The sequence below is a fragment of the Micromonospora sp. URMC 105 genome, from assembly GCF_051386295.1.
Classification (GTDB): domain Bacteria; phylum Actinomycetota; class Actinomycetes; order Mycobacteriales; family Micromonosporaceae; genus Micromonospora.
The window spans coordinates 19,744-31,930 of the sequence record NZ_JBPQTL010000062.1; the positions used below are offsets into that span (position 1 = coordinate 19,744).

12 protein-coding genes are annotated in these 12,187 nt (G+C 72.4%); 10 read left to right on the forward strand and 2 right to left on the reverse strand.

What is annotated here, in order from left to right; translation table 11 throughout:
* Window positions 1-2: 2 nt before the first annotated feature.
* A complete protein-coding gene (locus ACSNN7_RS19540; RefSeq protein WP_436682277.1) occupies window positions 3-923 on the forward strand; it encodes an ATP-grasp domain-containing protein in 921 nt (306 codons plus the stop codon).
* A gap of 166 nt (window positions 924-1,089) precedes the next feature.
* Here the strand turns inward: ACSNN7_RS19540 and ACSNN7_RS19545 are convergent, their stop codons facing one another.
* Window positions 1,090-2,052 (reverse strand): COX15/CtaA family protein, encoded by a 963-nt coding sequence (locus ACSNN7_RS19545; RefSeq protein ID WP_436682278.1) that lies wholly within the window; start codon window positions 2,050-2,052, stop codon window positions 1,090-1,092.
* A gap of 98 nt (window positions 2,053-2,150) precedes the next feature.
* Between ACSNN7_RS19545 and ACSNN7_RS19550 the strand changes: the two genes are divergently transcribed.
* The 9 genes from ACSNN7_RS19550 (at window position 2,151) to ACSNN7_RS19590 (ending at window position 9,810) form a co-directional block, all read left to right on the forward strand.
* The gene (locus tag ACSNN7_RS19550) at window positions 2,151-2,912 is read left to right on the forward strand and encodes a helix-turn-helix transcriptional regulator (protein WP_436682279.1); all 762 of its coding nucleotides are present in this window, start codon (window positions 2,151-2,153) and stop codon (window positions 2,910-2,912) included.
* Window positions 2,909-4,339, forward strand: coding sequence for a Fe-S cluster assembly protein SufB (gene sufB / locus ACSNN7_RS19555; protein ID WP_436682281.1), 1,431 nt, complete (start codon window positions 2,909-2,911; stop codon window positions 4,337-4,339). The genes ACSNN7_RS19550 and sufB overlap by 4 nt, the downstream gene beginning before the upstream one ends.
* A gap of 101 nt (window positions 4,340-4,440) precedes the next feature.
* On the forward strand, window positions 4,441-5,583 hold the full coding sequence (gene sufD / locus ACSNN7_RS19560; RefSeq protein ID WP_436682282.1) for a Fe-S cluster assembly protein SufD: 1,143 nt from the start codon (window positions 4,441-4,443) through the stop codon (window positions 5,581-5,583).
* On the forward strand, window positions 5,583-5,909 hold the full coding sequence (locus ACSNN7_RS19565) for a non-heme iron oxygenase ferredoxin subunit (RefSeq protein ID WP_334457324.1): 327 nt from the start codon (window positions 5,583-5,585) through the stop codon (window positions 5,907-5,909). Before sufD ends, ACSNN7_RS19565 begins: the two co-directional genes overlap by 1 nt.
* The gene (gene sufC, locus ACSNN7_RS19570) at window positions 5,909-6,682 is read left to right on the forward strand and encodes a Fe-S cluster assembly ATPase SufC (RefSeq protein WP_436682283.1); all 774 of its coding nucleotides are present in this window, start codon (window positions 5,909-5,911) and stop codon (window positions 6,680-6,682) included. The genes ACSNN7_RS19565 and sufC overlap by 1 nt, the downstream gene beginning before the upstream one ends.
* 20 nt (window positions 6,683-6,702) lie before the next feature.
* Window positions 6,703-8,007 (forward strand): cysteine desulfurase, encoded by a 1,305-nt coding sequence (locus ACSNN7_RS19575; protein ID WP_436682284.1) that lies wholly within the window; start codon window positions 6,703-6,705, stop codon window positions 8,005-8,007.
* The gene (gene sufU, locus ACSNN7_RS19580) at window positions 8,007-8,480 is read left to right on the forward strand and encodes a Fe-S cluster assembly sulfur transfer protein SufU (protein ID WP_436682285.1); all 474 of its coding nucleotides are present in this window, start codon (window positions 8,007-8,009) and stop codon (window positions 8,478-8,480) included. The genes ACSNN7_RS19575 and sufU overlap by 1 nt, the downstream gene beginning before the upstream one ends.
* Window positions 8,477-8,935: a metal-sulfur cluster assembly factor gene (locus ACSNN7_RS19585; protein ID WP_436682287.1), complete on the forward strand. Its 459-nt coding sequence runs from the start codon at window positions 8,477-8,479 to the stop codon at window positions 8,933-8,935. Before sufU ends, ACSNN7_RS19585 begins: the two co-directional genes overlap by 4 nt.
* Window positions 8,936-9,186: 251 nt before the next feature.
* Window positions 9,187-9,810 carry a LysE family transporter gene (locus tag ACSNN7_RS19590; RefSeq protein ID WP_436682288.1) on the forward strand — a complete coding sequence of 208 codons (624 nt, stop codon included), beginning with the start codon at window positions 9,187-9,189 and terminating at the stop codon, window positions 9,808-9,810.
* A gap of 10 nt (window positions 9,811-9,820) precedes the next feature.
* On the opposite strand, the gene ACSNN7_RS19595 is transcribed toward ACSNN7_RS19590, so the two are convergent.
* Window positions 9,821-12,187 (reverse strand): penicillin acylase family protein (locus ACSNN7_RS19595; protein ID WP_436682289.1); only part of this gene is annotated, 2,367 nt, incomplete at its 5' end.

The following is a 12,187-nucleotide window of genomic DNA, read 5'->3' on the forward strand; positions in this document are numbered from 1 at the left end:
AATTGACCCCTTACCACCAGTCGACCCGGGGGAAACCCCGGGTCGCTCTCGTTACCTGTGACCGGCTCGCCGACCTCGACCCGGACGACCGGCTCGTACTCGCCCCGCTGGCCGCCCGCGGCGTCACCGCCGAGGCGGCCGTCTGGGACGACCCGGGCGTCGACTGGGCCGGGTACGACCTGGTCGTGCTCCGCTCGCCCTGGGACTACGCGCTGCGCCGCGACGAGTTCGTCGCCTGGGCGCAGACCGTGCCGGCCCTGGTCAACCCCGCCGACGTGGTCCGCTGGAACACCGACAAGCGCTACCTGGGCGAGCTGTCGGCGGCCGGGGTGCCCGTGGTGACGACCTCGTGGGTGGCGCCGGGGGAGACCTGGCGGCCCGCCGACTCCGGCGAGTACGTCATCAAGCCGGCGGTCAGCGCCGGCAGTCAGGACACCGGCCGCTACGACCTGGCCGACCCGGAGCACCGCGAGCTGGCCGCCGCGCACGTGCGGCGGCTGTCGGACGCGGGCCGGCTGACCATGGTGCAGCCGTACCTCGACGCGGTGGACACGGCCGGCGAGACGGCGTTGCTGTTCCTGGCCGGTCCGCAGGGGCTGGCGTTCAGCCACGCGATCCGCAAGGGCGCGATGCTGGACGGCCCGGACCTGGGCGTGGAGGGGCTCTACAAGCCCGAGCAGATCAGCGCCCGCACCGCCGGCCCGGAGGAGCTGGCCGTCGCGGAACGGGTCCTGGCGCAGGTGCCGGGCGGGTCCGACCGTCTGCTCTACGCCCGGGTGGACCTGATCCCCGGTCCCGACGGCGCGCCCGTCCTGGTGGAGCTGGAGCTGACCGAACCGTCGCTCTTCCTCGGCTACGCCGACGGGGCCGCCGACCGCCTCGCCGACGCCATCCGCACCCACCTGGCCCGCCTGCACGCCTGACGCCGCCCGCTCGTCCAGCCCAAGGGTGTGCCTGGGCGCCCGTCCGCGTGCCCGCGTGCCCCGTTTGCGGCGTGTCGGGGTGTCCCGCCCCGAGGATGCCCCGACACGCCGCAAACGGGGCGGCGGCGGCGACGTGGGTCGGGCGCGGCCGGGCGCGTGGCCCGGGTCAGGCGGTGGCGGGGACCGGCTCCTCGACGGGGGCGGCGGCCGGTGCCGGTGCCACCGGGCGGCGCTCGCGGGTCGACCAGAGGACCGAGAGGGTGGCGAGCAGCACCAGGCAGGAGCCGAGCATGTGCGCGCCGACCAGCAGCGCCGGCAGGTCGGTGAAGTACTGCACGAAGCCGATCACGCCCTGACCCAGCTCCACCGCGACCAGCACCACGGCGGCCCGGGCCGGGCCGGTCGCGCCGATCGCCCGGAACGCGAAGACCAGCGCCACGGAGAGCCCGAGCAGCAGGAACACGACGTCGGCGTGCACCTGGGAGATCTGTTCCGGGTCGAGGCCGTTGCGGGCCGCGCCGCCGTCACCGGCGTGCGGGCCGCTGCCGGTGACCCAGGTGCCCACCACCAGCACCGCGACGCTGGCCGCCGTGGTGAGCGCCGTCAGCGTGCGCAGCGGGCCGGGCACCACGGCCACCGCCGGGCCGTCTGGGTCCTTGATCCGCCGCCAGAGCGCGTACGCGGCCGCGATGACCGCCATCGAGGCGAGGAAGTGCAGCCCGACCACCCACGGGTTGAGGTTGGTCAGCACCGTGATCCCGCCGATCACCGCCTGCGCCGGGATGCCGAGGAACACCGCCACCGACAGCCCCAGGAGCCCCTTGCGCCGCGGCCGGTACGCCAGCACCGCCAGCACCGTGGCCAGCGCGATGATCCCCACCGCGAAGGTCAGCAGCCGGTTGCCGAACTCGATCACCCCGTGCACGCCCATCTCGGCGGTGGTGGTGTACGACTCGTCCGTGCAACGGGGCCAGGTCGGGCAGCCGAGCCCGGAGGCGGTGAGCCGGACGGCCCCGCCGGTCACGACGATGGCCACGTTTGCCACGATCGAGGCGTACGCGAGGCGGCGCAGCAGAGCGGCGGAGACCGGGAACCGGACGGATCGCTTCACGGAGCGAATCCTACGCACCGTAGTGGATCCCGATCGGGTGACTCCGCCACCCCGGTGTCGGGGATCACCGGGACCCGGGTTTGCGGGCCTTCGGCGAATTACGTAACGTTGGCGTTGTGAAAAACGCGGCGGCGCTCTCCGAGCAGCAGCCGGCGACCGGTGCGGTCGCCGGTTCTCCCGCGTCGACCGCGTCCACCGATCTTTCCACCCGGGACCGGGTCACCCAGCTGCTGCTGGAGCGGGGCGCGACCACCGCGGCCCAGCTCGGCTCGGCGCTCGGGCTCAGCCCGGCCGCGATCCGCCGGCACCTCGACGCGATGCTCGCCGACGGTGACGTGGTCGCCCGCGAGCAGGCTGTGCGCGGCAGCCGCGGGCGGGGCCGCCCGGCGAAGGTCTTCCTGCTGACCGAGGCCGCCCGGGTCCGCTGCGGCACCCACCACTACGACAACATGGCCACCGCCGCGCTGCGCTGGATCGCCCGCAACGGCGGTGCCGACGCGGTCGAGGCGTTCGCCGCCGACCAGGTCGCCGCGTTGGAGGCCCGCTGCCGGGCCGCCATGGAGGACGCGGGGAACGACCCGCTCGCGCGGGCGGAGGCGCTCGCGAGCGCGCTCACCGCCGAGGGCTACGCTGCCAACGCGTCCACGATCGCCTCCGGCGGCCAGCTGTGTCAGCACCACTGCCCGGTGGCGCACGTGGCCGCCGAGTTCCCCCAGCTGTGCGAGGCCGAGACCGCGGTGATCTCCCGTCTGGTCGGCACCCACGTGCAGCGCCTGGCCACCATCGCGCACGGCGACGGGGTGTGCACCACGCACATCCCGGCCCAGCCGCGTGCCCAGTCCGGTAACACCGTCACCACTGTGAGGACAGATAGATGACCGAGCAGATCGTCCAGCCCCTGACCCAGGAAGAGCAGCTCGCCGCCCTGGGTCGCTACGAGTACGGCTGGTCCGACCCCGACGTCGCCGGGTCGGTCGCCCAGCGCGGTCTCAACGAGGCGGTGGTGCGGGACATCTCGGCGAAGAAGAACGAGCCGGCCTGGATGCTCGACCTGCGCCTGAAGGGCCTGCGCCTCTTCGACCGCAAGCCGATGCCGTCCTGGGGCGCCGACCTCACCGGGATCGACTTCGACAACATCAAGTACTTCGTCCGGTCCACGGAGAAGCAGGCCACCAGCTGGGAGGACCTGCCCGAGGACATCAAGAACACCTACGACCGGCTGGGCATCCCGGAGGCGGAGAAGCAGCGCCTGGTCGCCGGTGTCGCGGCGCAGTACGAGTCCGAGGTGGTCTACCACAAGATCCGTGAGGACCTCGAGGAGCAGGGTGTCATCTTCCTGGACACCGACACCGCGCTGCGCGAGCACGAGGACGTCTTCAAGGAGTACTTCGGCACGGTGATCCCGGTCGGCGACAACAAGTTCGCCGCGCTGAACACCTCCGTCTGGTCCGGTGGCTCGTTCATCTACGTGCCGAAGGGCGTGCACGTGGAGATCCCGCTGCAGGCCTACTTCCGGATCAACACGGAGAACATGGGCCAGTTCGAGCGGACGCTGATCATCGTCGACGAGGGTGCGTACGTGCACTACGTCGAGGGCTGCACCGCGCCGCTGTACTCCTCCGACTCGCTGCACAGCGCGGTCGTGGAGATCATCGTCAAGAAGAACGCCCGGTGCCGCTACACGACCATCCAGAACTGGTCGAACAACGTGTACAACCTGGTCACCAAGCGCGCCGTCTGCCACGAGGGCGCGACCATGGAGTGGGTCGACGGCAACATCGGCTCCAAGGTGACCATGAAGTACCCGGCGGTCTACATGACCGGCGAGCACGCCAAGGGCGAGGTGCTCTCGGTGGCGATGGCCGGCGAGGGCCAGCACCAGGACGCCGGCGCCAAGATGGTGCACGCCGCGCCGCACACCTCCTCCACCATCGTGTCCAAGTCGATCGCCCGGGGCGGCGGCCGCACCTCGTACCGGGGCCTGGTCCAGGTGCTGGAGGGCTCGCACCACAGCCGGAGCACGGTCAAGTGCGACGCGCTGCTGGTCGACACCATCTCCCGCTCGGACACCTACCCGTACGTCGACATCCGCGAGGACGACGTGGCGATGGGGCACGAGGCGACCGTCTCCAAGATCAGCGACGACCAGCTCTTCTACCTGATGAGCCGCGGTCTGAGCGAGGACGAGGCGATGGCGATGATCGTGCGCGGCTTCATCGAGCCGATCGCCAAGGAGCTCCCGATGGAGTACGCGCTGGAGCTCAACCGCCTGATCGAGCTCCAGATGGAGGGTGCGGTCGGCTGACCCCGGCCGCGTCGCGGCGGGCCGGCACGCCCCCCCCCCCCCCCCCCCCCCCCCCCCCCGGTTCCACTGACACCGTCGTCGCGAAAAACACCAAGGAAGAGATGACTACCCAGGCTTCCGCGCCGCCCAGCACCAAGACGCAGGCGCTCCGCTCGTACGACGTCGCCGACTTCCCGGCCCTCACCGGCCTGGAGGAGGAGTGGCGCTTCACCCCGCTCAAGCGCCTGCGCGGGCTGGTGGGCGAGGTACAGGCCGCCACCGGCACGGTCCGGCACGAGTACGGCGACCTGCCCGTGGGCGTCACCGTCGCGCGGATCGGCAAGGACGACCCGCGGGTGGGCAGTGTGCTCACCCCGGTCGACCGGGTCAGCGCGCTGGCCTACGGCGGTGCCGAGCAGGCGCTGCTGGTCGAGGTCGCGCGGGACGCCGTGGTGGCGGAGCCGGTGAGCCTGCGGGTGGTCGGCGACGGCGCCGAGGGGCTGGCCTTCGGGCACACCTTCGTCGACGTCGGCCGGTTCGCCGAGGTCACCCTGGTGCTGGAGCACGTCGGCTCGGCCACCCTGGCCGACAACGTCGAGGTGTCGGTGGCCGAGGGCGCGAAGCTGATCCTGGTCACCGTCGCCGACTGGGCCGCCGACGCGGTGCAGGCCCAGCACCTCAAGGTCAAGCTGGGCCGCGACGCCAAGGTGACCCACGTCCAGGTCAGCCTGGGCGGGGACCTGGTCCGGCAGTACACCTCGGTGGAGTACACCGGCCGCGGCGGCGAGGCCGAGCTGTACGGCGTCTACTTCGCCGACGGCGGCCAGCACCTGGAGCACCGCCAGCTGGTCGACCACAACGTGCCGGACTGCCGCAGCTACGTCGGCTACCGGGGCGCGCTGCAGGGCGACGACGCGCACACCGTCTGGGTGGGCGACGTGCTGATCCGCGCCGAGGCGACCGGCACCGACACGTACGAGATCAACCGGAACCTGCTCCTCTCCGACGGCGCGCGGGCGGACTCCGTACCCAACCTGGAGATCGAGACCGGCGAGATCGCCGGCGCCGGCCACGCGAGCGCGACCGGCCGCTTCGACGACGAGCAGCTCTTCTACCTGATGGCCCGGGGCATCCCGGAGGGCGAGGCCCGGCGCCTGGTGGTGCGCGGCTTCTTCGCCGAGCTGATCAACAAGATCCCGGTCGAGGAGCTGCGCGAGCGCCTCGGCGACGCGATCGAGGCCCGGCTGGCCAAGGCGGGCGCCTGATGATCAAGATCTGCTCGACCGAGGACGTGCCGAAGGGGACCGCGATCAGCGCGGACGTCGACGGCACTCAGATCGCGCTCGTGCACGCCGAGGACGACACCTTCCACGCCGTCCGCGACGAGTGCTCGCACGCCGCGGTCGCCCTCTCCGAGGGTGAGGTCGAGGGGTGCACGCTGGAATGCTGGCTGCACGGATCCCGTTTCGACCTGCGGACGGGCGAGCCCACCGGGCTGCCCGCCACCGAACCCGTCCCCGTCTATCCCGTCGAAGTCCGCGACGGCGACATCTACGTCAGCCTGACGCCGAGCAATGGAGTGACCCGATAATGAGCACCCTGGAGATCCGCGACCTGAAGGTGTCGGTCAAGCTGCCCGAGGGTGAGCTCAAGCCGATCCTGGCCGGTGTCGACCTCACCGTGAAGTCGGGCGAGACCCACGCGATCATGGGCCCGAACGGCTCCGGCAAGTCCACCCTGGCGTACTCGATCGCCGGTCACCCCAAGTACGAGATCACCGGCGGTTCGGTGACCCTCGACGGTGAGGACGTGCTGGCCATGTCCGTCGACGAGCGGGCCCGCGCCGGTCTCTTCCTGGCCATGCAGTACCCGGTCGAGGTCCCCGGCGTCTCGGTGGCCAACTTCCTGCGTACCGCCAAGACCGCCATCGACGGCGAGGCGCCGAAGCTGCGCACCTGGGGCGGCGAGCTGCGCGGCGCCATGGAGCGCCTGCAGATGGATCCGGCGTTCGCCCAGCGCAACGTCAACGAGGGCTTCTCCGGCGGTGAGAAGAAGCGGCACGAGATCGTGCAGCTGGAGCTGCTCAAGCCGAAGATCGCCATCCTCGACGAGACCGACTCCGGCCTCGACGTGGACGCGCTGCGCGTGGTCAGCGAGGGCGTCAACCGGGTCCGCGACACCGGTGACACCGGCGTGCTGCTGATCACCCACTACACCCGCATCCTGCGCTACATCAAGCCCGACTTCGTGCACGTCTTCGTGGCCGGCCGAATCGTCGAGCAGGGCGGCCCGGAGCTGGCCGACAAGCTCGAGGCCGAGGGCTACGAGCGCTACGCCGCCGGGGCCGGCTCGGCGCGGGCCTGACACGACAGGGGCCGGCTGAGATGACCACCATCGCGATCCCGTCCGGGATGCCGCAGTACGACGACGTGCCACGCTTCGACGTGGCAGCGGTGCGCGCCGACTTCCCGATCCTGGACCGGGAGATCAACGGGCACCGGCTGGTCTATCTCGACAGCGCCAACACCTCGCACAAGCCGCGCCAGGTGCTCGACGTGCTCGCCGAGCACTACGCGATGCACAACGCCAACGTGTCGCGCTCGGTGCACACCCTGGGCACCGAGGCGACCGAGGCGTACGAGGGGGCGCGGGCGAAGATCGCCGCGTTCATCAACGCGCCGAGCGTGGACGAGGTGGTGTTCACCAAGAACTCCACCGAGGCGATCAACATCGTGGCGTACGCGTTCTCCAACGCCTCGCTGCGGCCCGACGCCGACCCCCGGTTCCGGCTCGGCCCGGGCGACGAGGTGGTGATCTCCGAGATGGAGCACCACTCGAACATCGTCCCGTGGCAGCTGCTCTGCGAGCGCACCGGCGCGACGCTGCGCTGGTTCCCGGTCACCGACAACGGGCGGCTGGACGAGTCGGGGCTGGAGGAGCTGGTCACCGAGCGGACGAAGATCGTCTCGCTGGTGCACATGTCCAACATCCTCGGCACGATCAACGCCACCTCCCGGATCACCCAGCGGGTGCGTGAGGTGGGGGCGCTGCTGCTGCTCGACTGCTCGCAGTCGGTGCCGCACATGCCGATGGACGTGGTCGACTACGACGCCGACTTCATCGTCTTCACCGGCCACAAGATGTGCGGCCCGACCGGCATCGGCGTGCTCTGGGGCCGGGGCGAGCTGCTCGCCGCGATGCCTCCGGTGCTCGGCGGCGGGTCGATGATCGAGACGGTGTCGATGGCGGGCTCGACGTTCGCCGCGCCGCCGGCCCGGTTCGAGGCCGGCACCCCGCCGATCGCCGAGGCGATCGCGCTCGGCGCGGCGGTGGACTACCTCACCGGCATCGGGATGCGCGCCGTCCAGTGGCACGAGAAGGAGCTGACGGCGTACGCGCTGGACGCCCTCGCCACCGTGCCGGGGCTGCGGATCTTCGGGCCGACGGTGCCGGTCGGCCGGGGTGGGACGATCTCGTTCGCGCTCGGTGACATCCACCCGCACGACGTGGGGCAGGTCCTCGACTCGCTCGGCGTGCAGGTGCGGGTGGGGCACCACTGCGCGAAGCCGGTGTGCACGCGGTTCCGGGTGCCGGCCATGACGCGGGCGTCGTTCTACCTGTACACCACCACGGAGGAGATCGACGCCCTGGTGGCGGGGCTCGAGCAGGCGCGGAAGGTGTTCGACTGATGCAGCTCGACCAGCTCTACCAGGAGATCATCCTGGACCACTACAAGCACCCGCACGGCCGTGGCCTGCGCGACGCCGACCCGGACGCCCGGGTCGCCGAGGCGCACCACGTCAACCCGACCTGCGGTGACGAGATCACCGTCCGGGTGGCCACCGACGGCGACACGCTCGGCGACATCTCGTACGACGGGATGGGCTGCTCGATCAGCCAGGCGTCGGCGAGCGTGCTGCACGAGCTGCTGCGCGGCCGGGGTGCGGGTGAGGCGTTCGCCGTGCACGAGGCGTTCGTCGAGTTGATGTCCGGGCGTGGCCAGGTCACCCCGGACGAGGACGTGCTCGGTGACGGGGTGGCTTTCGCGGGCGTCGCCCGCTACCCCGCCCGGGTCAAGTGCGCGCTGCTGCCGTGGATGGCGTTCAAGGACGCCGCGGCACGCGCGGGGGTGGGCGTGAGCCCGAAGGAGGTGAAGGCATGAGCGAGAACACCGCTACCGCGGCCACGCCGGAGGCCGGTGACGCCGCCACGACGCCGCAGAGCGCCGACGTGACGACCGGCGGCACCGCGACCCCGGGTGCCGGCGACGCCGCCACCCCGGCGGCCGGCGGCAAGGCCGTCGTCGCCGACATCGAGGAGGCGATGAAGGACGTCGTCGACCCTGAGCTGGGCATCAACGTGGTCGACCTCGGCCTGGTGTACGGCGTGCACGTCGACGACGAGAACGTCGCGACGCTGGACATGACGCTCACCTCGGCGGCCTGCCCGCTCACCGACGTGATCGAGGACCAGGCCCGGCAGGCGCTGACCACCGGCCCCGGCGGGGGACTGGTCAACGACATCCGGATCAACTGGGTCTGGCTGCCGCCGTGGGGCCCCGACAAGATCACCGACGAGGGGCGCGACCAGCTCCGCTCGCTCGGCTTCAACGTCTGATCCGTCCTGCCGGTTGGACACCGGAAAAGGCCCCGACCCCAGGTCGGGGCCTTTTCCGTGCCGGGCCGGCCGGCGGGTCGGCGGAGCCCGGACGCGCCGACGGAATAACCGGTCGCGGGGCGGGACGGCGTCCGACGACAATGGCCGGGTGATCGAGTCGATGTCGTCCCGCACCGTCCCTGTCGCCGCGGCCAAGGCCGCCGGGCGACAGCGGTCGGCTCCGGGGCGGCCGCGACCCGGTACCCGTCGCCATGGGTGACGCGCTGCTCGCCGGCCTGCTCGCCGGTTACGGGGTGGCGGTGCCGGTCGGGGCGATCGCCATCGTGGTCATCGGGCTCACCGCCCGTACCTCGTTGCGGGTCGGCGCCGCCGCCGCCCTCGGGGTGGCCGCGGCGGACGGTCTCTACGCCGCGCTGGCCGTGCTCGGCGGCGCGGCCCTGGCCGGGCTGGTGCGCCCGGTGGCGACCCCGTTGCGCTGGTCGGCCGTCGTGATCCTGCTGCTCCTCGCCGGGCAGCTCGCCGTGGGCGCGCTGCGCCGGCACCACCGCCCGCCCGGTCCGGCGCGGTCGGAGCGGGCCCTGGCCACGCCGGGCCGGGCGTTCCTCGGGCTGCTGGCGCTCACTTTGCTCAACCCGATGACCATCGTCTACTTCGTGGCCCTGGTGATCGGCCGGCAGGCGTCCGGTGGTTGGACGCCCGCCGGCCAGGTGGCCTTCGTGGCCGGGGCGTTCGCCGCCTCGGCGAGCTGGCAGCTGCTGGTCGCCGGGGGCGGCTCGCTGCTCGGCCGGCTGCTCACCTCCGACCGTGGCCGGCTGGTCACCGCGCTGCTGGCCAGTGCGCTGATCGTGCTGCTCGCGCTGCGGATGGTCTGGTGAGCCGGCCGGCTCAGTGCGGGTACACCTCCAGTTCCCAGAGCGAGAAGCCGTAGGAGGTGGCCCGGGTCAGCCCGACCATCCGCACGTAGCGGGCGCTGGTCGCGGCGAACCGGTTGTTGTCGGTGCCGCCGTCCCCGGCGGTGGTGGACCAGACCGTCCGCCAGCCGGCGCCGTCGGCGGAGACGTCGATCCGGTACGACCGGGCGTGCGCGGCCTCCCAGCGCAGCACCGTGCGGGCCACCGGCCGCACCGACCCGAGGTCGACGGTGATCGACTGGTTGTCCGACCAGCCGCTCGACCACCGGGTGCCCGGGTCGCCGTCCACGGCCCGGCCGGGTGGGAGGAAGAGCTGGCTGCTGGTGGCGGTGACCGGGCGGCCGGCGGCCAGGTTGGTCAGGTCGTCGCCGCGGCGGGCCGGGAACGACACCACCTGCTGGTAGGTCGGCCGGTTCTGCCAGGCGACGACGGGCTGCTTCAGCCCGCCGAGCGGAGACTGCACGATGGCGTCGGCGCACCACTGGTCGCCCGCCGCGCAGCTCGCGTCGCCGGGATAGACCTGGGTCGCCGGCTGGGCGGCGGCGCTGCGCAGCGTGTCGAGCAGGATCCGCCGGCAGGCGGCCAGGTCGCCGCCGCCGCAGTACCGGCGGTCCGACCCGCCGGGCACCGGCTCGCCGAGCACCGCGCGCAGGTCGGCGTCCACGTACCCCCACCAGCCGTACTGGAACGCCGAGCCCTTGTGCCCCTGCGCCTCGTTGGCCGAGGTGGGCAGGGTGGACTCGTCGCCGCGCTGCTGCCCGGACGGGGACTCGTTGATCTGCATGGCGTTGACCAGCGCCTGGTAGAGCTCCGCGCCGAGCGGTGCCTTGAACTGGCCGTTGACCAGCAGCGGCCACCAGGCGTCGAAGATCCGGATCGCCTCGGCGTGCCGGTAGACCTTGCTGCCCCGGGCCGTCTCGACCCGCAGCGCGCCGTCGGCACGCCAGGCGCGCAGCGCGGCCACCACGGCGGCCAGGTCGGGGTCGGTGACCGGCCGGCTCTCCAGTACCCGGATCAGCTCGTCGAGCACCTCGGCGCCGCGCAGGTCGGTCAGCCCGGCCCGCTCGACCAGCGAGGTCAGCGTCGCCCGGTCGAAGGTGCGCCCGGCCGCCAGCGCCGAGCGGATCGGCCGGTCCAGCAGGTCGACCCGGTGCACCGGGCCGAAGCTGAAGTTGCCGTCGGCGGCACCGAAGTCCTTGGCCTGCTTGTTGTTCCAGCTCACGTAGTAGTCCTGGTCCACCGAGTACGGATGCTCGGCCAGTGGCTGGTAGGCGGCGGTGTTCGTGGTCGGGTCGAAGTCGCGCCACTCGTACGCCGGATCGGCCCGCATCGGCAGGTTGGGGTCGGACCCGGCCGCGCGGACGGGGTTGAGCCCCGAGTTCAGGTACGCCGACTCGGTGGAGTTCACGTAGAACCAGTTGAACGCGTACCCGATGGTGCCGGCCGACTCGCGGAACGCCGCGGCGTCGCCCATCGCGGCGGGGTCGTTGAACATCTGGAAGCCGATCGCCGAGTCCGCCTCGTGCCGGTAGGTGGAGCGCAGGTGGGTGAAGGCGTGCGGCTGACCGGCCACGGTACCCCGCCAGGCGACCAGGCCGAGCGCGGTGCGCCGGGCGACCAGCCGGTACGACCCGGCCGCCGTGCCGTCGGCGAGGGTGGGCCGCCAGGCGTTGACGTGGGAGATCTCCTCCATCGGCTGGCACCGGCCGCGGTAGCGGTAGTGGTTGCTGGCCAGGGTGGGTGCGCTGCCGTCCACCGTGCACAGCGGCAGGGCGTAGGTGTCGGTGATGTCGTGGGCCGACGAGGTGGCGCTCCAGGCGTAGTCCTGGCCCCGGCCGAGCAGCACGTAGAGGTTGAGCCCGGCGAAGGCGGCGCCGCGGGCGCTGATCCCGGGCCCCTGCAACTCCTGCACCATCAGCAGCTGCGGCGAGAAGTACCCGGTCTGTGGTCCGAACACGGCGATCGGGTGGCCCGTGGCGGAGTGCTCGGCCGAGATCACCGCCGCGTTCGACATGCCCCGGCTGGCCCGGCCGATGGTCAGCCCGGACAGCGCGGCGGCCAGCTCGGACGGTCCGCCGACGGCGGCACCGGTGGCCGTGCCGGTCGCGTCGCTGACCACGGGTTCCACCCGGGCCGACCCGCCGTCGGGAAGCACCACGCTGGACGCGTTGGCGGGGGCGCCGCCGTACGGGAAGCTCTGCCCGTCGTGCAGGGTCAGCACCGTCTCCGGGTTCTCCTGGCTGCGGAAGGCGGTCCAGACCCGGTCACCCTCGGCCACCCCGTAGCGCGCCCGCGCGGCCAGCCGGACCAGCGCCGACTGCATCTCGTTGCCGCCCCCGCC